Source organism: Pyxidicoccus trucidator (genome assembly GCF_010894435.1).
GTDB lineage: Bacteria > Myxococcota > Myxococcia > Myxococcales > Myxococcaceae > Myxococcus > Myxococcus trucidator.
In genome coordinates, this window is the sequence record NZ_JAAIXZ010000025.1 from 22367 (window position 1) to 46213 (window position 23847).

General features: G+C 70.2%; 8 protein-coding genes (1 of these 8 running past the window's edge). 3 read left to right on the forward strand and 5 right to left on the reverse strand.

Features of this window, described 5'->3' with window-relative positions:
- On the reverse strand, positions 1 to 13488 hold part of the coding region annotated (locus tag G4D85_RS43005; RefSeq protein ID WP_164020098.1) for a non-ribosomal peptide synthase/polyketide synthase (this coding region is incomplete at its 3' end). The annotated region extends 22366 nt beyond the left edge of the window; 13488 of 35854 annotated nt are visible.
- 152 nt (positions 13489 to 13640) lie between these two features.
- Positions 13641 to 15959, reverse strand: coding sequence for a TIGR02266 family protein (locus G4D85_RS43010; RefSeq protein ID WP_164020099.1), 2319 nt, complete (start codon positions 15957 to 15959; stop codon positions 13641 to 13643).
- A gap of 176 nt (positions 15960 to 16135) precedes the next feature.
- Here G4D85_RS43010 and guaB point away from each other — a divergent pair, with 176 nt between their 5' ends.
- The gene (gene guaB, locus G4D85_RS43015; RefSeq protein WP_164020100.1) at positions 16136 to 17593 is read left to right on the forward strand and encodes an IMP dehydrogenase; all 1458 of its coding nucleotides are present in this window, start codon (positions 16136 to 16138) and stop codon (positions 17591 to 17593) included.
- Positions 17594 to 17659: 66 nt separating this feature from the next.
- Here guaB and G4D85_RS43020 read toward each other — a convergent pair whose 3' ends face one another.
- On the reverse strand, positions 17660 to 18298 hold the full coding sequence (locus tag G4D85_RS43020) for a hypothetical protein (RefSeq protein ID WP_164020101.1): 639 nt from the start codon (positions 18296 to 18298) through the stop codon (positions 17660 to 17662).
- Between the two features lie 83 nt (positions 18299 to 18381).
- Between G4D85_RS43020 and guaA the strand changes: the two genes are divergently transcribed.
- Complete coding sequence (gene guaA, locus G4D85_RS43025; RefSeq protein WP_164020102.1) at positions 18382 to 19935, forward strand: glutamine-hydrolyzing GMP synthase; 1554 nt, start codon at positions 18382 to 18384, stop codon at positions 19933 to 19935.
- Between the two features lie 189 nt (positions 19936 to 20124).
- On the opposite strand, the gene G4D85_RS43030 is transcribed toward guaA, so the two are convergent.
- On the reverse strand, positions 20125 to 22221 hold the full coding sequence (locus G4D85_RS43030) for a S46 family peptidase (RefSeq protein WP_164020103.1): 2097 nt from the start codon (positions 22219 to 22221) through the stop codon (positions 20125 to 20127).
- A 319-nt stretch (positions 22222 to 22540) separates the two neighbouring features.
- Complete coding sequence (locus tag G4D85_RS43035; RefSeq protein ID WP_164020104.1) at positions 22541 to 23203, reverse strand: glutathione S-transferase family protein; 663 nt, start codon at positions 23201 to 23203, stop codon at positions 22541 to 22543.
- A gap of 92 nt (positions 23204 to 23295) precedes the next feature.
- On the opposite strand from G4D85_RS43035, the gene G4D85_RS43040 reads away from it, so the two are divergent.
- Positions 23296 to 23796, forward strand: a complete 501-nt coding sequence (locus G4D85_RS43040) for a winged helix-turn-helix transcriptional regulator (protein WP_164020105.1) — start codon at positions 23296 to 23298, stop codon at positions 23794 to 23796.
- Positions 23797 to 23847: the final 51 nt, after the last annotated feature.

Consider the following 23847-nt stretch of genomic DNA (forward strand, 5'->3'; position numbering starts at 1 on the left):
CCACCGGCGCTGCCACGTGGCGAAGTCCGCGTACTGCACCGGCAGCTCCGGCAGCGACGCGGGCTGGCCCTCCTGCCGCGCGGCGTAGAGGGCCGCGACCTCTTGCACCAGCACGCCCATGGACCAGCCGTCCGAGACGATGTGATGCATGCAGAGCAACAGCACGTGCTCCGCTTCACCCGTGCGCACCAGCACCGTGCGCAGAAGCGGACCGGTGGTGAGGTCGAACGGGTGATGCGCCTCCTCGGCCATGCGCCTGGCAAGGGCGGCGTCACGGGCGGGCGTGTCCAGGGCGCTCAGGTCTTCCACCGGCAGGGCCCACCGCGCGGGGGCCGGGTGGACGCGCTGCACGGGCTGGTCGTCCCGAGTGGCGAAGGTGGTGCGCAGCATCTCGTGGCGGCGGACCACCTCGGCGAAGGTGCTCCGCAGGGCCTCCACGTCCAGCGGGCCGGAGAGCTTCAGGGCGACGGGCACGTTGTAGACGGCCTGACCCGGCTGGAGCTGCTCCAGGAACCACAGGCGCTGCTGCGAGAAGGACAGCGGCAGGGCTTCCTCGCGAGCCACGGGCAGCAGCGGCGGCATGTCCGTGCGCGACGAGCGCAGCAACAGCTCCTCGCAGTGCTTCGCGAGCTGGGCGACGGTGGGCGCCTCGAACAACGTACGCAGGGGCAGCTCCACACCGAGCTGCGCTCGGACTCGCGTCACCAGCTGCGTGGCCAGCAGCGAGTGTCCACCCAGCTCGAAGAAGTCGTCATGCGGGCCCACGCGCTCCATGCGCAGGACCTCGCCAAACAGGCTCACGAGCTGCTGCTGGAGGAGCGGCAGGGAGCCCGTCTCCGGGACTTCCTCACGCGTGGCTTCCGGCGCCGGGAGCGCGCGGCGGTCCACCTTGCCGTTGGGCGACAGGGGCAGGAACTCCAGCGCGACGAACGCGGAGGGCACCATGTACTCCGGCAGGTTCCGGCGCAGGTGCTCGCGCAGCGCGCCCGTGTCCACGTCTCCGGGCGTCACATAGGCCACCAGCCGCTTGTCGCCGGGTACGTCTTCGCGCACCACGACGGTGGCCTCGGCCACGGCGGAGTGCTGGCGCAGCGCGGACTCGACTTCTCCCAGCTCGATGCGGAAGCCGCGCACCTTCACCTGGAAGTCCACGCGGCCCAGGAACTGGAGCGTCCCATCCGCGAGCCACCGCACCCGGTCTCCGGAGCGGTACAGCCGCTCGCCCGAAGTGGAGGCGAAGGGGTGGGGGACGAAGCGCTCGGCGGTGAGCGCGGGCTGGCCCAGGTAGCCGCGGGCCAGGCCGTCGCCGCCGATGAACAGCTCACCGGGAACGCCCACGGGCACGGGCCGCAGCGCCTCGTCCAGCACGTACACCTGGGTGTTCGCGATGGGCCGACCGATGGACACGGAAGCGCCTGGCTCGTCACCGGGAGACAGGCGGTGCGTCGCGGTGAAGGTGGTGCCCTCGGTGGGGCCGTAGCCGTTGATGAGGGAGCGGCCCTGCGCCAGCCGCTCGCGCACGCGGGGCACGGGCAGCACGTCACCGCCCGCGAGGAGCCTGGGCACGCCGGCCAGGGCCTCGGGCTGGTGCTGCTGCAGCTGCTCGAACAGGGCGGCGGTCAGCCAGAGCACCGATACCCGGTGGCGGGTGAGCGCCTGCCCCAGCTCGGCCAGGTCCGGAGTCCCCCGTGGGAAGAGCACGAGCCGCGCGCCGTGCAGCAGCGCGCCCCAGATTTCGAAGGTGGAGGCATCGAAGGCCAGCGGCGCGAGCTGGAGGACGACCTCGTCGGGCCCCAGGTTCACGAAGCGCGAGCCGATGAGCAGACGCACCACGCCCTTGTGAGGAATGGCCACGCCCTTGGGCGTCCCCGTGGAGCCGGACGTGTAGGTGACGTACGCGAGGTGGTCCGAGCCCAAGGCCACGTCCACCGGGTGCTTCGGCTGGCGGGCAATCGCGTCCCACCCGGAGTCCAGGCACACCAGGGGTTGAGAGCCCGCGGGCAGCTCGTCCTCCAGGGACGCCTGCGTGAGCACCGTGGCCACGCCCGAGTCCTCGAACATGAACGCGAGGCGCTGGGACGGGTACGACGGGTCGAGCGGGACGTAGCAGCCGCCCGCCTTGAGGATGCCCAGCAGGGCCACCGGCAGCTCCAGGCTCCGGTGCAGGCACACGCCCACGCGAGACTCCACGCCCAGGCCCAGCGAGCGCAGGTGGTGCGCGAGCTGGTTGGAGCGCTCGTCGAGCTGCGCGTAGGTAAGGGTGCGGCCCTCGTGTTCCACGGCCACGGCCTGCGGCGTGCGGCGGGCCTGGGTGGCGAAGAGGGAGTGAATCGTCGCGCCGGCCGGGTACTCCGCCCGGGTGTCGTTCCAGGCGACCAGGACCTGGTGCCGCTCGTGCGCGTCCATGAGCGGGAGCTGGCCGAGGCGCTGCTCGGAGGCGCCCTGCGCCACCGCGTTCAGCAGCACGACCAGGTGTTCCACCAGGCGCCGGGCCGTGTCTGGCGCGAAGAGGTCCAGGTTGTATTCGAGCTGACCCTCCAGCACTCCGCCGCGCTCCATCATCGCGAGCGTCAGGTCGTACCGGGACGTCTCCGTGGCGAGCGGCAGCACCTCCACCTGGAGCCCCGGCAGCGAGGGCGCTTGCAGCTCCGTGTTGAGGAGGACGAACAGGGCCTGGAACACCGGCGTGCGGGACAGGTCCCGCTCCCCGCCGAGCGCCTCCACGAGCCGGTCGAAGGGCACGTCCTGGTGCGCGAAGGCGCCCAGCACCTCCTCACGGACGCGCCGCACGAGCTCCGAGAACGTCGGCTCCCCGTCGAGCCGGCAGCGCAGCGCCACGGGGTTGACGAAGAAGCCGATGAGGTCTTCCAGCTCCGGCCGGTCACGGTGGCCCACCGACGTACCGACGCAGAAGTCCCGCTGTCCGGAGTAGCGGGCCAGCAGTGCCTGCCAGCCGGCCATCAGCACCATGAACAGCGTCGCGTTCTGGGACTGGCCCACCTTCACAAGCGAGGCGGCCAGCGCGGCCGGAAGGCTGAAGGAGTGCGTGGCCCCTCGCAGACTTCGCGTCGCGGGACGCGCGTGGTCCGCGGGCAGCTCCAGCACTGGAGCGCCCTGGAGCCGTGAGCGCCACCACTCCAGGTGCGAGGCCAGCGCCGCACCATCCAGCGCGTGGCGCTCCCAGGCCGCGTAGTCGGCGTACTGCACCGACAGCGCGGGCAGCTTCGCCTCACGGTGCTCGGCCAGGGCCGCGTACAGCTCGGCGACCTCGCGCACCAGCACGCCCATGGACCAGCCGTCCGACACGAGGTGGTGCATGCACAGCACCAGCACGTGCTCGTCCGTACCCGAGCGCAGCAGCACCGAGCGCAGCAGCGGGCCCTGCTCCAGGTCGAAGGCGCGGTGGGCCTCTTCACCCATGCGCCGCTGCACGGCGGCCTCGCGCGCCGCGGGCTCCAGCGGGCTCAGGTCCTCCACGGGCAGGAGCCACCCGCCGTGGCCTTCCCGCGTGCTCACTCCGTCGGCGGGCAGAGTCCCAGCGGTCGGTGTCGGATGGATGACCTGCATGGGCCGGCCATCGCGCGAGGAGAAGGTGGTGCGCAGTGCCTCGTGGCGGCGGACGACCTCGGCGAAGGCGCGGCGCAGCACCTCCACGTCCAGGTCTCCGTGCAGGCGCAGCGCCGCCGGCATGTGGAAGGCGGCCTGTCCCGGCTGGAGCTGCTCCAGGAACCACAGGCGCTGCTGCGCTGAGGAGACCTCCAGCGCGTCCTCACCCTCGGGCGAGCGGGGCAGGCGCACCAGGGCCGGCAGCGAGTGCGAGGCCCCGGCCGCGTCGAGGCGCTCCGCGAGGCGGGCCACGGTGGGGGCCTCGAAGAACGCGCGCAGGGGCAATTCCACGCCGAGCCGCGCGCGCAGCCGCGTCACCACCTGCGTGGCCAGCAGCGAGTGCCCGCCCAGGAGGAAGAAGTCGTCGTGCCGCCCCACGCGCTCCACCCGGAGCACCTCGCGGAACAGCGCGGCGACCTGTTGCTCACGGGGAGACCGGGGCTCTTCGAAGCCCGTCGACACGTGGGCGGCGGCCGGTATCGGGAGCGCCTTGCGGTCCACCTTCCCGTGGGATGACAGGGGCAGCGCCGCGAGGACCACGAAGGCGGACGGCACCATGTACTCGGGCAGGTGCTCACGCAGCGACTCACGCAGGCTCGCGGTGTCCACGTCCCCTGGCGTCACGTAGGCCACCAGTCGCTTGTCGCCGGGCACGTCCTCTCGGACCACGACGGCGGCATCGCTCACGGTGGAGTGCGCGCGCAGGGCGGCCTCGACTTCGCCCAGCTCGATGCGGAAGCCGCGGACCTTCACCTGGAAGTCCACGCGACCGAGGAACTCCAGCGTGCTGTCCTGGCACCAGCGCACCCTGTCTCCGGAGCGGTACAGCCGCGCGCCCGGAGTCGCGGAGAACGGGTGGGGCAGGAACCGCTCGGCGGTGAGTGCAGGACGGCCCAGGTAGCCACGGGCCAGACCGTCGCCGCTGATGAACAGCTCGCCCGGTACGCCGACGGGCACGGGGCGCAGGGCCGCGTCCAGCACGTACACCTGGGTGTTCGCGATGGGCCTGCCGATGGACACGGAGTTGCCCACCGCGTCACCGGGCGACAGCCGGAGGGCGGTGGTGATGGTGGTGCTCTCCGTCGGGCCGTAGGCGTTGACGACGGAGCCTCCGGCGGCCAGCCGCTCGCGGACTCGCGAGGCGGGCATCACGTCTCCGCCGGCCACCACCTGGGCCACCCGCGCCAGCGCCTCGGGCTGGTGCTGCTGCATCAGGTCGAAGAGGGCTGTGGACGTGAAGAGGGCCGTCACCCCGTGCTCGGTAATGAGTCGCGCCAGCTCCGCGACGTCGGGCGTGTGCGGCGGGTAGAGGACCAGCCGCGAACCGTGCAGCAGTCCGCCCCAGACCTCCAGGATGTGAGGGTCGAAGGTCAGCGGGGTGACCTGGAGGATGACCTCATCCGGGCCAAAGCGCGCGAAGCGGGTCCCGAACAGCAGGCGCAGGACGCCCCGGTGTGGCACGGCCACGCCCTTGGGCGTTCCCGTGGAGCCCGAGGTGTACGTCACGTATGCAAGGCTGTCCGCGACGGCCGGCGTATGCACCGCGCTCATGGGCTGGAGGGCGATCCGCTTCCAGTCCGAGTCCAGGCACACAATGGCCCACGAGCCCGTGGGCAGCCCGGCGACCAGTGCCTGCCAGGTGAGCACCGCCGCGACACCCGAGTCCTCGGCGATGAACGCGAGCCGCTGGGACGGATACGACGGGTCGAGCGGCACGTAGCAGCCACCCGCCTTGAGGATGCCGAGCAGGCCCACCACCAGCTCCAGGCTCCGAGGCGCGCACATGCCCACGCGCGGCTCCGCGCCCAGCCCCAGCGACAACAGATACCGGGCGAGCTGGTTGGAGAGCGCATCCAGCTCCGCATAGGTGAGGATGCGCCCGTCGAACTCCACGGCCACCGCGTCCGGCGTCCGCCGGGCCTGCTCGGTGAAGCGCTGGTGCACCGTGGTGTCAGACGGGAAGTCGGCCCGGGTGTCATTCCAGGCCACGAGCACCTGCTGCCGCTCGGCCTCACTCATCAGCGGCAGCTCGCTGAGCCGGCTGCGTGCGTCCTCCGCGACGCCCCGGAGCAGGCGCTGGAAGTGCTCCGCCAGGCGCCGCGCGGTGTCCGAGGAGAACAGGTCCAGGCTGTACTCGAGCTGTCCTTCCAGCACCCCGTCACGCTCCAGCAGTGACAGGGCCACATCGAACTTCGCCGTCCCGGTGGGGGTGCGGAGCAGGTCCACGCGCAGGCCCGGCAGCGAGGGCGGCTGCATCGGCGTGTTCTGGAGGACGAAGAGGGCCTGGAACAGCGGCGTGCGGGACAGGTCCCGTTCACCGCCCAGCGCCTCCACCAGCCGGTCGAAGGGCACGTCCTGGTGCGCGAAGGCGCCGAGGGACTCCTCGCGCACGCGAGCGACGAGCGCGTCGAAGCGCGGATCCCCGTCCAGGTTCGCGCGCAGCGCCAGCGTGTTGACGAAGAAGCCGATGAGCCCTTCCAGCTCGGGACGCGTGCGGTGAGCCACGGGGGTGCCCACGCAGAAGTCCGTCTGCCCCGAGTAGCGGGCCAGCAGCGCCTGCCAGCCCGCCATCAGCACCATGAACAGCGTGGCGCCCTGTGCCTGCCCCAGCTTCTCCAGTGCGGCGACCCGAGCGGCCGGGACGGTGAAGTAGTGCGTGGCCCCGCGAAGGGTGCGCACCGCGGGACGCGCGTGGTCCGTGGGCAGCTCCAGCGCTGGAGCCCCTTGCAGTCGTGAGCGCCACCACTCCAGCCGCGACGTCAGCGCCTCGCCTTCCAGCGTGCGTCGCTCCCAGGCCGCGTAGTCCGCGTACTGCACCGGCAGCTCGGGCAGCGTGGCATCACGGCCCTGGGACAGGGTCTCATACAGCTCGGCAACTTCACGCACCAGCACGCCCATGGACCAGCCGTCCGAGACGAGGTGGTGCATGCACAGCATCAGCACGTGCTCGTCCGGGCTCGAGCGCAGCAGCACCGTGCGCAGCAGCGGGCCCTGCTCCAGGTCGAAGGCGCGGTGGGCTTCCTCACTCATGCGCCTTTGCACAGCAGCCTCGAGCGCCGTGGCCTCCACCGCGCTCAGGCCCTCGACGGACAAGGGCCACGAGGTCGGAGCCGGATGGATGACCTGCACGGGCCGGCCGTCGCGCGTGGCGAACGTCGTGCGCAGCGCCTCATGCCGGCGAACCACCTCCGCGAAGGTGCGCCGCAGCACGTCCACGTCCAGTGGACCGGACAGCCGCAGGCCCACGGGGATGTTGTAAGCGGTCTGCCCCGGCTGGAGCTGCTCCAGGAACCACAAGCGCTGCTGCGCGAAGGACGGCTCCAGCGTGTCCTCGGAACCGGACGAGCGAGGCAGCCGCTCCAGCGGCGGAGACTCCGCGGCTCCCCGCTGGAGTCCCTGGATGCGCTCGGCCAGGAGGGCCACGGTGGGCGCCTCGAAGAGGGTCCGCAGCGTCAATTCCACGCCGAGCTGCGCGCGCACCCGCGTCACCACCTGCGTGGCCAGCAGCGAGTGGCCACCGAGGGCGAAGAAGTCATCCGCCACACCCACGCGCGTCTGGCCGAGCAGCTCGCCGAAGATGCGAGCCACCATGTCCTCGATGGGCGTGCGCGGCGCGATGAACGCGTCCTCGGACGCGAGGCGGTCGGCCTCGGGGGCCGGCAGCGCGCCCCGGTTCACCTTGCCACTGGGTGTCAGCGGCAGGGAGGGCATCACCACGAAGGACGAGGGCACCATGTGCGGAGGCAGCTTCTCCGCCAGCTCCCTCCGGATGCGGACCAGCTCGCGGACGCTCCGGGCCCCCCTGAGCGGATCGCTCGCCAGCCCGTCCAGGGACTCCAGCGTGTCCGCCGACTCCGGCGACAGGTCCAGCGCCGCGGTCGCACCGGGGCGCGCGAACACCACGTCCAGCGCGCCGTCGCGGTGGGCGCCGGCCCAGCTCACCCGCGCCTCGTAGCCGAGGAGCGAGCCCAGCGCGTACAGGTCCTCGGGCTCCATGCCCCGGGGACCCGGCCAGTCACGCAGGAACTCGCGCAGGCCGGCCACGGTCGTCGGGCGGCCCGTGCTCGCGAGCAGGTCGACAAGCCTCGTGTGCTCCAGCACTCGCGCGTTCGGAAGGCCCCTCACCGACAGCCGCTCCGGCCGGGCCTCCAGCCGCTCGCGCAGGGCGTCCAGCGTGAAGCTGGCGCCGTCCACCCAGTCGGGCCGGGTGCCTCGGATGGGGGCGTCGGCCGCGCCCCCCACGTGGAGGATGACCTCGTAGCGGAAGCGGCTCAACTCGTTGTCGTAGCGCCCGTGCTTGGGCAGCACCTCGACCCGGCTGATGCCCGGAATGAGCCGGGGCAACGTGGTGAAGAACGAGGGCGAGAGCACCAGCTCCTTGTCCGCGAGGATGTCCCGCTGGACGCGGTACTGGAACTGCGACGTGGCGACGTGCGCGGGAGTCCGGTGCAGGCGCACCGACGCACGGAAGGCCTCCAGCAGCTCCAGGCTTCGCACGTCCCCCAGGAACACGCGGCCCCCGGGCTTCAGGACACTCACGGCCCCGCGCAGCACGTCGAGCAGGAACTCCGTGCTGGAGAACGTCTGGATGACCGAGTTGAGGACGACTGTATCGAACGAGCCCGGCTCGATTCCGGAGAAGTCCTCCACGCTCCGGTGGAGCAGGTGGACGGAGTCGAGCGCTCCGCCCATCCGCGCCCGCTGGCGTTCAATGCGGTCCAGCGCGGGCCGGGCGAAGTCGACGCCCCAGTACGCCTCGCAGCGCGGGGCCAGCCGGTACAGCAGCAGGCCGGTGCCGCACCCCAGCTCCAGCACCCGCCGGGGCTTCAGGCCGAGAATCTGCCGCACGGTGGTGTCCACCCACTCGCGCATCTGCTCGGGTGGCAGCGGCTCGCCGGTGTAGCTGTCATCCCAGCCGATGATGTCGAACGTCGGGTCGACGTCCGCGTCGTCCCGCGCATAGGCCTCGTCGTAGATGGCCTTCCATTGCGAGGACGGGTCGACATCTCCCTGGTTCGCGGCGCCACCCAGGACGAGGTACGCCACCAGGCGCGGGGCTCCGGGCGAGTCCTCCCGCGCGACCACCACCGACTCGCGCACCGCCGGGTCCGCGCCGAGCACCGACTCGATTTCACCCAGCTCGATGCGGAAGCCGCGGAGCTTCACCTGGAAGTCGGAGCGGCCCAGGTACTCCAGCGTGCCGTCCTGCAGCCAGCGTGCGAGGTCTCCGGTGCGGTAGAGGCGGGCCCCGGGCGTGGCGCCGAAGGCATCGGGGATGTAGCGCTCGGCGGTGAGCCCGGGACGGTTCCAGTAGCCGCGTCCCACCTGCACACCGCCGATGAACAGCTCTCCCAGCACGCCGGGCGGCACGGGCTGGCCATGCGCATCGAGGATGTAGAGGGCCGTGTTGGCCACGGGGCGGCCGATGGGCACCCGGACAAGTTTCGCGTCACGCGGGCACGGCCAGAAGGTGACGTCCACGGCCGCCTCGGTGGGGCCGTAGAGGTTGTGCAGACCGACGGTGGTGGGCAGCCGCGCATGCGCCCGCTGCACGAGGTCCGGGGGCAGGGCCTCACCGCTGCACACCACGCGGCGCAGGTGGGCCAGGGACTCCAGGCCCGGCTCCTCCACGAAGGCGCGGAGCATGGATGGGACGAAGTGCGCCGTGGTGACGCGCTCCGAGGCCATCAGCTTCACGAGGTACGCCGGCTCCTGGTGTCCACCGGGACGCGCCAGCACCAGCCTCGCACCCGTCATCAGCGGCCAGAAGAACTCCCACACGGAGACGTCGAAGCTGAATGGCGTCTTCTGCAGCACCGTGTCCGCGGACGTGAGGCCGTACTCGCGCTGCATCCAGACGAGCCGGTTGACGATGCCCGCGTGCGCGTTCATCGCGCCCTTGGGACGGCCCGTGCTTCCGGAGGTGAAGATGACGTAGGCCAGCGACTCTGGGACTGCGAGCCCGGGTGGACGCGTCGTGGGCTGCTCCGACACGGCGGGCAGGTCCGCGTCCAGGCGGACCGCCCGGGCGGAGTGGGGCGGCAGCACGTCCAGCAGACGCTGATGCGTCAGGAGCACCGGAGCCCCGGTGTCCTCCAGCATCCATGCCAGTCGCTCGCGCGGATAGGCCGGGTCCAACGGGACGTAGGCGGCACCGGACTTGAGGACGGCCAGCAGGGCCACCACCATGTCCAGCGAGCGCTCCAGGCACACGCCCACCAGCTGCTCGGGACCCACGCCCAGCGAGCGCAGGTGCCACGCCAGTTGATTCGCGCGCGTGTCCAGCTCCCCGTACGTCAGGTGCTGGGACTCGAACGTCAGGGCGATGGCGTCCGGCGAGCGGTCCACCTGCGCTTCGAGGTGCTCCACCAGCGTTCCGCCCGGAGACGCCTGCACGAGGGGATTCCACCTGTGGAGCGCCTGGTGCCGCTCTGCCTCACCCATCAGCGGCAGCTCGGACAGCCGCGCGGACGGTGCTTCCACCATGGCGCGAACCACGGCTTCCAGGTGGCCCAGCAGCCGGTCCGCGGTCTCCGCGTCGAAGAGGTCCGCGGAGTACTTGCAGCCAATCAGCAGGCCCTCGGGGCGGTGGGTCGCCTCGAAGGTCAGGTCCAGCTCGGCGGTGAGGTTGTCCACCAGCGACACGTCGAGCGTCAGCGCGCCGCGCACGGGCAGCACACGCGGCAGCTCGTAGTCGTCGAGGATGAAGCCGACGTTGTACAGCTCGCGGCGCTCGGTGCCTGGCTGCTGCACGGCCGCGAGGACCTGGTCGAAGGGCACGTAGCCGTGGGCCAGGGCACCCAGCGTGCGCTGCTTCACCTCCGTGAGCAGGTCCGTCACGGTGGCCCCTTCCGGCAGGCGCACACGCAGCGGGATGAAGTTGGTGCAGTCACCCATCAGCGCCCGGGTGCCGGGCACATCGCGGCCCGCGATGACCGAGCCGAGCACGAAGTCCGACTGGCCGCTCACGCGGTGCAGCACGGTAGACAGCGCGGACACCAGGCACATGAAGGGCGTGGCGCCCTGCCGCCGGCCGAGCGCGTGCAGCTTCGCCACGAGCGACGCGGGTAGCAGACGCAGGCGGCGCGCGCCGTGGACGGACAGCCGCTGAGGCCGGGGCCTGTCCGTGGGCAGGGCCAGCAGCAGGGGCGCGTCGGCTAGCGTCGTTCGCCACCATGCCAGCTCCCGGCCCAGGGCCCCGGGCGTGAAGTGGGCGCGCTGCCAGGTGGCGAAGTCGCCGTACTGGAGCTCCGGCTCGGGCAGCGGCGAGGGCCGGCCTTCCACGAAGGCGCCGTAGAGCGCGGCCAGCTCACGGATCTGCAGGGCGATGGACCAGCCGTCGGCTACGAGATGGTGGATGACGAGCAGGAGGACGTGGTCCTCCGGCGCGAAGCGAAGCAGGGAGTAGCGAAGGAGGGGGCCCGCGACCAGATCCATGGGCCGCTGCGCGTCCAGCACGGCCTGCTCTTCCAGCAGGGACTGACGCGACTCGGAGGGGTGGGAGCCGAAGTCCAGGAGCGGCAGGGTGACAGGGGAGGGCGGGTGGACCCGCTGCACCAGCCCGCCATCGTGCGTGGCGAAGGTGGACCGGAGCACCTCGTGGCGCCGCGCCAACTCCGTCAGCGCGCGCTCCAGGACCGCCACGTCCAGCGCGCCTCGCAGCGACAAGGCCACGGGAAGCTGGTTGGACGTCCAGGCCGGGTCGAGCTGGAGGAGGAACCACAGCCGCTGCTGCGCGAACGAGGCGGGAGGCGCGCCGGCCCCGGTGGGACGCGGCTTCAGGGGCGGCAACCTGCTTCCCGTACCGGCTGCGGTCACCGACTCCGCGAGCGTCTTCAGGCTCAGGTCCTGAAGCAGCGCGGCGGCGGGAATGCGCACCCCGAGCCGCTTCTCGATGCGGCCCTGGAGGTCCGCCGCGCCGAGCGAGTCGAGCCCCAGGAGCGTGAGCGGTGTGCTCGCGTCCTGACGCTCGGCCTCGGCACCGAGCACCGCGACCAGCTCCTCGCGCAGGGCCCGCTCGAGGTCCTCCGGAGAAGGCACGGTCAGCAGGGGGCGTGGAGAATGCGTCGCTGCCGCCGCACCGCCCGCCAGGGCCTGTCCAGGCGCGGACACCGCTGGCTGTGACAGGGCCCCGCCGTGGCGCCACAGCACGGACAGCTCCCCCGAGACGAGCGCGGCGCGGCAGGCGAAGCGCTGAATCTTCCCGCTCGACGTCTTGGGCACGGCGCCCGGCGGCAGCAGGGCGAGCGTGTGCGGCTGCACCTCCAGCTCACGCGCAATCGCCTGTCGCAGCAGGTCCGCCACGGCCTCCAGCGCCGCCGGGTCCGCGGCCTCGGCCAGCTCGCGGCCCACCTCCGCCACCACCGCCAGCGCCTCGCCGCCCGCCGTCTCCACGGAGAAGGCGGCCACACAGCCAGGCCGCACGCGCGGGTGGGCGCGCTCCACCACGGACTCCACGTCCTGCGGGTACAGGTTGCGCCCGCGAAGGATGATGAGGTCCTTGCGCCGACCCGTGACGATGAGCTGGCCGTCCTCCAGCAGCAACCCCAGGTCCCCGGTCCGCAGGTACCTCGGCCCGTCCTCCGCTCCAACGGGAACGGCCTGGAACGTCTCCTCGCTCTGCTCCGGCTTGCGCCAGTAGCCCCGCGCGACGCTCCCTCCGGACACCCAGATCTCCCCCACGCGTCCCGGCGCGCACGGCACGCGCGACTCCGGGTCCACCACCCGCAGGCGCTGCTCGGCCAGCGTCGTGCCGCAGCCGACATGCGCGCGAGCGCCCACCGCACCCGACTCCGCGCGCACGGCCTGGCCTCGCGTGAGCGCGGCGTCCTCCAGCAGGTGCACGCGCGGCACGCGGCCCTTCTCCTCGCCGGAGACGATGAGCGTGCCTTCGGCCAGCCCGTAGCACGGATAGAAGGCCTCGCGACGGAACCCCGCGGGAGCGAACACCTCCGCGAAGCGGTCCAGCGTGGCGGCGCGGATGGGCTCGGCGCCGGTGAAGGCCACCTCCCACGCGCTCAAATCCAGCGCCTTCACCTCATCGGCCGTGGCCCGGCGCGCGCACAGCTCGAACGCGAAGTTGGGGCCTCCGCTGATGGTGCCCCGGAAGCGGGACACCGCCTCCAGCCAGCGCAGGGGGCGCTGGAGGAAGGCCATGGGCGACATGAGCGCCACGGGGAAGCCCGCGTACAGCGGCTGGAGGATGCCGCCGATGAGCCCCATGTCGTGGTACGGCGGCAGCCAGATGACGCCCACGCTGTCGTCGCGCACCTGGAACGCGTTGGCGATCAACCCCAGGTTGTGCAGCAGGTTGGCGTGCGACAGCATCACGCCCTTCGGCGTGCCCGTGGAGCCGGACGTGTACTGGAGGAACGCCAGCGAGTCCGGGCCCACGTCCGGCGCGCGCCACGCGTGCTCTCCGCCGGCGGGCAGCTCGTCCGTGGCCAGCCACTGCAGCGCGCGGAAGTCCGGCGCCTGCTCGAAGACGAAGTCCGCGAGCGAGAGGATGCCGGACGTGGTGAGCACCACCGTGGCCTCGGCGTCCTGGATGATGGCGCGCAGCCGGGGCAGGGTGCGCTCCAGACGCACCGGGTCCGGCGGATACGCGGGCACCGCAATCGCGCCCGCATAGAGACAGCCGAAGAAGCCCGCCACGTAGTCCAGCCCCGGCGGGTACAGCAGCAACACGCGCTGCCCCTCCGCGCCCCGTTGTTGCAACACGGCTGCGATGCGACACGCACGCGCGTGCAGCTCGAAGGCGCTCAGCGAGACTTCCGCGCCGTCGGACTCATCGAGAAACGTGTATTGCCGCTCGTGGGCCTTCGTCCCGGAGGCACGATGAACGAGGACGTCGGTGAGGGTTCGGGGGGTGTGGGGGGGCATGTGGCGCGTCGCTCTTCCGTCCGGTTGTCGACGGAGCGCCTCATATCAGGCCATACCCTTGATTAAAGATTGGACAGGGAGAGCGCACTGTTCCTCCTGCTCTGGATTTACACAGAGCACGGAGAGTGAAACAAGTGAGCCGCCGAGCAGGCTCAGGCTCGTCCGAACAGTCCCTTGAGCCAGCCCATGAAACCCTTTTGTTTCGGCGCTGTAGCAACCGCGGGCACGGCAGGTGCGGGCAGCGGTGCCTGGGTGGTTCCCCGTACGGGCGTGTGTTTCGGCGCGGCGACGGGCGCCGTGGGTGCGGGCCCATTGTTCGCGGGCGCCTTCATGGGTGAAGCGGGACCCGTGGCCGTCGCGCCGGCATGCGTCCCCGGTGCCTGCGCGCCCTCCACTTCGAGCTGCGACAGCTTCGCCTTCACGGCCTCCGGCGTGTCGCGCGTGCTGAAGGTGCTCGTCACCTCGCGGCCGGAGGAGGACTCGCGCGCCGTCACCTTCAGCAGCGACTCGTTGTTCACCTCGAAGGTGACGGCCACCTGCACGCCGCCGCGCGGCCGCTTCGGCAGCCCCGCGAGCTTCAGCGTCCCCAGGTACTCGTTCTCCGCCGCCTTGTCCGAGTCCCCCTGGAACACCGTCAGCTCCAGCTCCGTCTGCCCGTCGCGGTGCGTGGCCAGGGTGTAGCTCTTCGTCGAAGGCAGCGAGGTGTTGCGGTCCAGCACCGGCTTGAAGCGCCCACCCGGCAGCCCCACGCCAATGGCCATGGGCAGCACGTCGATGAGCACCACGCCCTCGAGCTGTCCCAGGCTGTGCGCCAGCAGCGCCGCGCCCAGGGCCACCGCCTCGTCCGGGTGCACGCCCTTGCTGGGCGGCTTGCCGAAGAACTTCGTAATCTTCTCGTGCACCAGCGGGAAGCGGCTCTGCCCACCGACGAGGATGACCTCGTCCACGTCCTTCGGCCCCAGCCCCTTCGCCTTGAGCACCTCCTCGCAGACCTGCACCGTGCGGTCCACGAGCCCCTCGGTCAGCTCGATGAGCTTCTGCCGCGTCAGCGTGACGTCGAGGTCATACGGCTTGTCGTCGATCATCGTCACGAAGGCCACGTGCACCCGCATCTCCGTGCGCTCGGACAGCGCGCACTTGGCGCGCTCCGCCGCGTCGTTGATGCGCTGCATGGCCACGCGGTCGCCCTGGAAGGGCCGGCCCGTCTTCTTCTGGAACTCCTCCAGGAGGTACGCGACGATGGCGTTGTCGAAGTCGAGCCCGCCGAGGAACGTGTCACCGCCGGTGGAGATGACCTCGTAGACGTTGTCGTTCAGCTCCAGCACGGACGCGTCGAAGGTGCCGCCGCCCAGGTCGTACACCAGCACGCGCTGGTTCAGCTTGCGGCCGTAGCCGTACGCCAGCGCCGCCGCGGTGGGCTCGTTGAGGATGCGCTCCACGTACAGACCGGCCAGCTTCCCGGCCTCGCGCACCGCGTGACGCTGGTTGTCGTTGTAGTAGGCCGGGACGGTAATCACCGCGCGCGACACCTGCTGCCCGAGCTGGTTCTGCGCCACCTCGCGCACCTCGCGGAGGATGAGCGCGGAGATCTGCTGGAGCGTGTAGACGCGCTCTCCCAGCTTCACCCCGGCGTCGCCGTTCGCCCCGGGGCTGATCTCGTAGTGGAACCGGTCCTTGATGTTTTCCACCACCTGCGACACGTAGGCCCGGCCCACCAGCCGCTTGGCGCCGTACACCGTCTGCCGGGGGTTGGTGAGCATCTGCCCCTTGGCGGGGTGGCCCACCACCAGCTTGCCGCGCGTGTTGACGGCGATGATGGAGGGCACCGTGTTGTGGCCCTCGCGGCTGGGCAGCACGCCGGGCCGCCCGTTGCGCACATACGCCGCGCACGAGTTCGTCGTCCCCAGGTCGATGCCGATGATGAGCCCCGCGCGCTTGGGCTCCTCCGTGCTCAGGTCCAGCGCGGCGTCCGTCATCATCACCGGCGCCGCCGGGGCGGACGCCGCGGACTCACCAGGCTGAGCTGCGCCTGCCGGCACGGCGGCCGGGGTAGGGGCCGCGAGCGTCTGGAGCGGGATTCCACCCTGAGGTGGGACGGTGTAGTCCGCAGCCCCGACGCCATTGGGGACGGGCGGGACGTCCGACTGGGCGTGGGGCAGGGTGACGACCGCGGAGTCCAGGAACCGGCGCGTCTGCGGATCCACGTTCAGGAAGCGCAGGCCCATGCCCATGACGCCCTGGCCGCCCTGCCCGGTGACGAAATGGACGACCGCGGAGGCGTAGATGAGCCGCTCCCCGCTCGCCAACCGGAGGTCCAGATTGACGGCGGTACCGGGCGGCTTCACCGCGCGGGCGCGCAGGTAGATGCCACCACGGGTGACGTTGGCGCCGTACTTCGCCAGGAACTCCTCGGGTGTCGCGAAGGGCAGCTTCACGACCAGCCCGACCGCACCCTGATTCGATTCCGCCAAAGCCCGGATCCTGAGACGTGAGAGGGAAAGCGCTCGGGATTATCGCCCGAACTCCGAGGGAACGGGCGTCAAAAAGACGGCCCTTCTCCGTTGCGCCCCGACAGCGTACCTCGTATGGAACCGCACCCGCAGGCGCTGGTGCCCGGCGGGTACCTCATGCCCCGGGAGCGCCGCTCATGCTGAACCCCGATATCCGGCTCGCCCTCACCTTCGACGACGTCTTGCTGGTGCCCGCCGAGAGCTCGGTCGTCCCCAAGGATGTCGACCTGACGACCCGGTTGACCCGCAACATCCGGCTCAACATCCCCCTGCTGTCCGCCGCCATGGACACAGTCACGGAGTCCCGGACCGCCATCGCCATGGCCCAGGAGGGGGGGATTGGCGTCATCCACAAGAACATGACGCCCGAGCAGCAGGCGCTCGAGGTCCTCAAGGTCAAGAAGTTCGAGAGCGGCATGGTGGTGGACCCCGTCACCATCGACCCCGAGGCCCCGCTGGGCCGCGCGGTGGAGCTGATGCGCCAGCACGGCGTGTCCGGCATCCCCGTGGTGAAGGGCAGCCGCCTCGTCGGCATCGTCACCAGCCGCGACGTGCGCTTCGAGACCAACTTCACCCAGAAGGTGGAGTCGATGATGACGCGCAAGCTCGTCACCGGCCGCGAGGGCATCACCCAGGAAGACGCCCAGAAGCTGCTGCACGAGCACCGCATCGAGAAGCTCCTCATCGTCAACGAGGCGTTCGAGCTCAAGGGCCTCATCACCATCAAGGACATCGAGAAGCGCCGGACGAACCCGAACGCGGCCAAGGACGGCAAGGGGCGCCTGCTGTGCGCCGCCGCCGTGGGCGTGTCCGCGGACCGCGAGGCCCGGCTCGACGCGCTCATCAAGGCCGGCGTGGACGTCATCGTCGTGGACACGGCGCACGGCCACTCGCGCGGCGTCGTGGACGGGGTGCGTGACACGCGGAAGAACTTCCACGGCTTCGACCTCATCGCCGGCAACGTGGCGACGGCCGAGGGCACCCACGCGCTCATCTCGGCCGGCGTGGACGCGGTGAAGGTGGGCATCGGCCCCGGCTCCATCTGCACCACCCGCGTGGTGGCCGGCGTGGGCGTGCCCCAGATTACCGCGGTGGATGACTGCGTCCGCGAGGCGGAGAAGCACGGCATCCCCATCATCTCCGACGGCGGCATCAAGTACTCGGGCGACATCGTCAAGGCGCTCGCCGCGGGTGCCAGCACGGTGATGATCGGCTCGCTCTTCGCGGGCACCGAGGAGGCTCCCGGCGACGTCATCCTGTACCAGGGCCGCAGCTACAAGAGCTACCGCGGCATGGGCAGCATGGGCGCCATGAAGCAGGGCGCGAAGGACCGCTACTTCCAGTCCGACGTGGAGGCGGTGAAGCTGGTGCCCGAGGGCATCGAAGGCCGCGTCCCGTACAAGGGCACGCTGGGCATGAACGTGCACCAGATGCTGGGCGGCATCCGCAGCGGCATGGGGTACGTGGGCTGCGGCTCCATCGACGCGCTGCGCACCCAGGCCACCTTCGTGCGGATCACCTCGGCCGGGCTCAAGGAGAGCCACGTGCACGACGTGATCATCACCGAAGAGGCCCCGAACTACCGCGTCGAGTAACTCCGCATGGAAAGGGGCCCACGCCTCGCGGCGGGGCCCCTGGGCGCTACGGCGGCAGGGCGGGGACTACTTCCCCCGCTTCTTGCCCCCGGCCGGCGGCTCCTCGGACGGAGGCGCGGACGCGGGGGCGACCTTCTTCTCCGCGTTGGCCACGCGGTTGAGCAGCGAGTCCTTGTCGTCCGGCTCCAGCGTCTCAATCGCCTGGCGCAGGGTGTTGAAGTCGAGCCGGGCGATGGTGACGGTGTTGCCGCCCTTGATTTCCTGGACGGTGGGCACTTCCACCAGCTCGCGGATGTAGGTCTCGAACTCCACGCGGATGTCGGCGGTCTGCTGCACGCACGTGTCCTTGGCGTTGACGATCTGCTGGCTGCCCTCGCGGTAGCTCAGGTCCGGGTTGCGGTTCATCGCCTCCTCGAAGGTGGCGGTGCGCTTGCGGAGCGAGGAGTACAGCTCGATGTAGTCCACCAGCCGGTCCGTCTCCGGCCGGTTCACGTTGCGCGCCTTTCCGAGCGCATCGGTGGTGTCGTCACAGGTCAGCTTCTGGAGCTCGGCGGCACCGGGCGTGTCCTTCACCGCCAGGTTCTGGGTCTCGCGGTCCAGCCGCTCGTCCGAGGTGATCTCCTTCACGCATCCAGTGGCGGACAGTAGGAGAAGGGTTGCAGCAGTAGGGGCGGACAGGCGGCGGAGCATCCAGACCTCGAACAATTGAAGGTACTTGGGCGTTGATTTCCCGAAGTTTGTAGCGATAAGGGCCCCCAGCCGTCAACGCCGCCCCTTGGAGACCCCCGGTGGACCTGCACGCCGAGAAGATCCTGATCCTCGATTTCGGGAGTCAGTACACCCAGCTCATCGCCCGGCGCGTCCGGGAGTTGGGGGTGTATTGCGAGATCCACCGCCCGGACCTCCCGGCGGCGGACATCCGACGCTTCGCCCCGCGCGGCATCATCCTTTCCGGAGGGCCGGCGTCCGTGGAAGCGCCTGACTCCCCGCGCTGTGATCCCTTCGTCTTCGAGGCGGACGTGCCCGTGCTGGGCATCTGCTACGGCCTCCAGCTCATCGCCAAGCTGCTGGGCGGACGCATCGACCGGGGCGCGCACCGGGAGTTCGGCAACGCGGAGGTCGAGGTGCTCGCCCGCCGAGGCCCCTTCGCCGAGTTCAACCCGGGCGACCGCGTCCAGGTGTGGATGAGCCATGGAGACCGGGTGGACGAGCTGCCCCCGGGCTTCGAGTCCATCGGCCGCAGCGGAAACTCGCCCTTCGCGGCCACCGCCCATGCGACCAAGCCCTGGTACGGCCTCCAGTTCCACCCGGAGGTGGTCCACTCGCCGCGGGGCAAGGAGATGCTGCGCGCCTTCCTCTTCAACGAGTGCAAGGTGACGGGCTCATGGACGATGAAGGGCTTCGTCGACGAGGCGGTGGAGACCATCCGCCGGCAGGTGGGTGAGCACGGCCGGGTCATCTGCGCGCTGTCCGGCGGCGTGGACAGCTCCGTGGCGGCGCTGCTGCTGCACCGGGCCATCGGCCCGCGCCTGCAGTGCATCTTCGTGGACAACGGCGTGCTGCGGCAGGGCGAGCGCGCCCAGGTGGAGGCGCTCTTCGTGGACCGCTTCCACGTGCCGCTGAAGACGGTGGACGCGCGGGCCCGCTTCCTGGAGAAGCTCGCCGGCGTCACGGACCCGGAGAAGAAGCGGAAGATCATCGGCCGCGAGTTCATCGCCGTGTTCGAGGAGGCCTCGCGCGACATCCAGGACGCCGGGTTCCTGGCGCAGGGCACGCTCTACCCGGACGTCATCGAGTCCGTCTCGTACAAGGGCCCGTCCGTCACCATCAAGAGCCACCACAACGTGGGCGGCCTGCCGGAGACGATGAAGCTCAAGCTGGTGGAGCCGCTGCGCGAGCTGTTCAAGGACGAGGTCCGCGCCCTGGGCCGCGAGCTAGGGCTGCCGGACGAGATGGTGTCCCGCCAGCCGTTCCCCGGCCCGGGCCTGGCCATTCGAGTGCTCGGCGAAGTCACGGAGGCCCGCCTGGACCTGGTGCGCCGCGCGGACGCCATCGTCCAGGAGGAGATCCGCAACGCGGGCCTCTACAAGGAGATCTGGCAGGCCTTCGCCGTGCTGCTCCCCGTGCAGAGCGTGGGCGTCATGGGCGACGAGCGCACCTACGAGTCCACCTGCGTGCTCCGCGCCGTCACCAGCGTGGACGGCATGACGGCGGACTGGGCCCGGCTGCCGTTCCCCCTCCTGGAGCGCATCTCCACGCGCATCACCAACGAGGTGCGCGGCATCAACCGCGTCGTCTACGACATCTCCTCCAAGCCGCCCGCCACGATTGAGTGGGAGTGAGCGGGGAGGGCGCCGCTCCCGGTTGACTGGGGGCAGGGCGCTCGCCTGAGGCTTCGCCCCCGGCCACCGGGGGCAGGCCCGCGCCAGAAGGGCGCACGAAAGCAAAGAGGCTGCCCGGAGCGAACCGGGCAGCCTCTTCGTGCTTCAGGGGCCGGGCGCGAAGCCCTGGCCCCTATCCGCGGGGAGTCCTCACCCCGCCGGCTTGGTCTTCACGGGCGGCACCTTGGTGCTACCCGGGCGCAGCTCCTCGAGGACGCGGGTGGCGCCGTAGATCTTCTGCAGCGACTCGATGATGGCGTCGCTGTGCACGGCCACCGTGCGGTTCACGCTCTCGTCGAAGCCGTACTCGCCACCGAGCGACTGGATGTTGCCGTCGAACACCAAGCCGACGACCTCACCCTGCTGGTTGATCATCGGCGAGCCGGAGTTGCCGCCGATGATGTCGTTGGTGGTGACGAAGTTCATGCCCGTCTTGCCGTCGAGAATGTTCTGGGCCTTCAGCCAGGACTTGGGCAGGGCGAACGGGTCCTCACCGGTGTGACGCTCGAAGGTGCCGGCCAGCTGGGTGATGGGCTCCACCTTCTTGCCGTCCTCCATGTAGCCCTTCACCGAGCCGTAGGACACGCGGGGGCTGAAGGTGGCGTCCGGGTACTGGTTGGTGCCGTAGACCTCGAACTTGGCCTTGGCGATGAGCTCGCTGTTCTTGCGGACGACGGCCTCGATGTTCTCCTCGTAGTTCTTGCGGACCGCGCGGGCGTCCGGGTCCACCACGCGGGCCAGCTCGATCATCGGGTCCTTGGAGGCGTCCACGGCGGCCTTGCCACCGTCGAAGAGGGCCTGGCGCACCTTCACGTCACGCAGCTTGGAGCCCTTGACCACGCGGGCGGCCAGCTTCTCCGGGGAGTCCTTGCCGAGCACCTTCTTCACGAACGGGTGATCCGCGCCCAGCTCCTCGCGCATCTTGGTGAGGCTGAAGGTGAGGCGGGCAATCTCCAGCTCCGGGTAGATGGGGGCCGGGCTGAACAGCTGGGCCTTGAGGGCAGGCAGGCCGGCCTGGCTGAACTCGCGCAGGCGCTGGCCGTTCTCCTTGGGCAGCTCCTCCGAGGCGCGCACCAGCGTGCGGGCAAGGTTGAACGTCGAGGAGGACAGGCCCTGGTTGTTCTCCATGAAGGCCAGCTCCTTGCGGATGTTGACGAACTGCTCCTGGGCCTTGGCGATCTCGTCCCAGGCCGCGCCGTACTTCTTCTTCATCTCCGGGTTGGCCTCGACCTTCTTGCGAAGGTCCTGCTCCGCGGCGACCTTCTGCGCGAAGAACTTCTTGTCCAGCAGCGCCTCGTGGCGGCCCTTGCTGGCCTTGAGGCCGTTCTCCACGCCGAACAGCATGTTGTTGGAGGTGCGCTTCTGCTCGGGGCCGCGCTTCTGGAACTCCGTCACCATGCCGCGCAGCTCGGACAGGAACATGAGCGTCTTCGGCAGCGCGACGTCGCGCTGCAGCTCCAGCTCGGCGATGGTCAGCCCGCGCGAGGTGCGGCCGGGGTTGCCGGACACGAAGGTGAGCTCACCCTCCTTGGCGCCGTGCTCGGACCACTTGAAGTAGTTGTCCTTGGTGCTGGCCGGCTTGCCGTCCTGGTAGATGCGCAGGAACGTCACGTCCAGGTCGTAGCGGGGGAACTCGAAGTTGTCCGGGTCGCCGCCGAAGAAGGCGATGGCGTGCTCGGGAGCCATCACCAGGCGCACGTCCTGGAAGCGGCGGTACTTGTACAGGTTGTACTTGCCGCCCTGGTACAGGGTGACAAGGTCACAGCGCACCTTGGCGTCGCCCGCGGAACAGGCCTGCTCCAGCTCGGACATCTTCGCCTTGAGGGTATCGGCGTACTGCTTGCCGGACATGCCCTGGGTGGCCTTGTTCAGCGTCTCGGTGACGTCGGTGATGCTCTCCAGCTGGTTGATCTCCATGGCCGGGCACTGCGTCTCCTCGGCCTGCGTCTTCGCGTAGAAGCCGTTGGCGATGTAGTCCTTCTTCGCCGTGGAGAGCTGCTCGATGCAGCCGCGCGCGCAGTGGTGGTTGGTCATCACCAGGCCGTCCGGCGACACGAAGCTCGCCGAGCAGCCACCCGCGAGCCGCGCCGAGGACAGGCGCACCTTGTCCAGCCACTGCTGCGTGGGCTCGAAGCCGTACTTCTCCTTCACCTTGGCGGAGGGGAAGTTGTTGTAGGTCCACATGCCCTCGTCGGCCAGGGCAGGCGCCGCGCCGAGGAGGGTGGCAATCACGAACAATCGCTTCATGAACAGGTCCTTTCCAGGGCCATGGGATGCCGCGTTCTGCGGGATGCCACTGCCTGGGTCAAGCAGGCAAAAAGCCGGGAATTATTCCCCGGCGGTCGGAACAGGCGACCGGGCTTTCGATTCCTGCCACCGCGTGATGCGGTACGTCGGGTTGCCCTCGGTAATTGCCCGGATCCAGCGCGAATTCCGGGCCCGAAAAGAGACAACGAACCCCGACCTGAAAAGTCGCATTTCGCCGTTCCGGAGCGGGTCGGCGAGCGTCCGGAAGAGGACCTGGCGGGGCTGGCTGGTGCGGCGCGTCGTGTGCCCGGGAGCGGACTCAATCCCGGTCCGGCGCGCCCAGGGGAAAGTTCGGCCGGAAGTACCGCGCTTCCTCCACCGCGCGGGCGAAGGACGGGCGCGCAAGCAACCGCGCGCGGTAGGCGCGCAGCACGGGAAAAGCCTCGGAAATCCGGTGCGTCCAGTCCGCGTAGAACAGCGAGGGCGCGGCCGCGCAGTCCGCCAGCGTGAAGTCCGCGCCAGCGGCGGCCCAGGTCCTGCCGGCGAGCTGCCCTTCGAGCCAGGCGTAGGCGAGCTCCAGCTTCTTCGCAGCCAGGGCCAGTCCTTCCTGGCGCTTCACCGGATCACCCGTCAGCGCCTCGGCTACCGCATGCTGCACCGGGCTCATGACGTGCAGGTCGAAGAAGCGGTCGAGAAAGCGCACGTCCAAAGCGGCCATCGGGTCCGCGGGCAGCAGGTCCACGGGCCCGGGATGCACGAGCTGGAGGTACTCGATGATGATGCTGGTCTCGACGATGTTGCGCTCGCCGTCCACCAGCAGCGGGAACTTGCTCAGCGGCCAGCGCCGCAGCCACTCGGCCAGGTGCTGCGGCGTATCCGGCCCAAGGCAGCGAAACTCGAAGGGTGTGCCATTCTCGTACAGCGCGATGAGGACTTTCTGCGTGTACGAGGAGAAGGGGTGACCGTAGAGCACGAGCGGCATGATGTGGACTCCTGGTTCTGACCACTTGCAGTTTGCAATCAGTCTGGACCTGGAGCTACCACTTTCGTATTGCAAGTAGCAGTCTCGGGAGAATGGCCATGCCGCAGACAGGGCGATCCGGCTGCCCGATCAATCTGACGCTCGAACAGCTCGGCGACCGCTGGAGCCTCATCGTCATCCGCGACGTCATGTTCGGGAACAGGCGCAGCTACGGCGAGCTGCTCGCGCAGAGCGAGGAAGGCGTCGCCTCGAACATCCTCGCAAACCGGCTGAAGCGCCTGACCGCGTCCGGCCTGCTGACGCGACGCCCCGATTCGAAACACCGGCAGAAAGGGATCTACAGCCTCACGGAAGCGGCCATCCAGCTCGTGCCGCTACTCGCGCACATGGGCGCCTGGGGCTGCCGGCATACGCGCCCGAGCAAGGAACTGTCCGTGCGCGCAGAGCTGCTGGAAAAGGGCGGCGCTCCGCTTTGGAACGCCTTCATGGACGAACTGCGCCACCTGCATCTCGGAGCGCCGCGTCCAGCGCACTCGGTGTTCGGCGAGCTGCAGGCTGCCTACGAGAAGGCACTGGCGCACCGCGCCCGCTAGGTCCACCAGCCCTTCGGGCCGACCTCGACCGCACCTGAGGGAGCAGGTGTG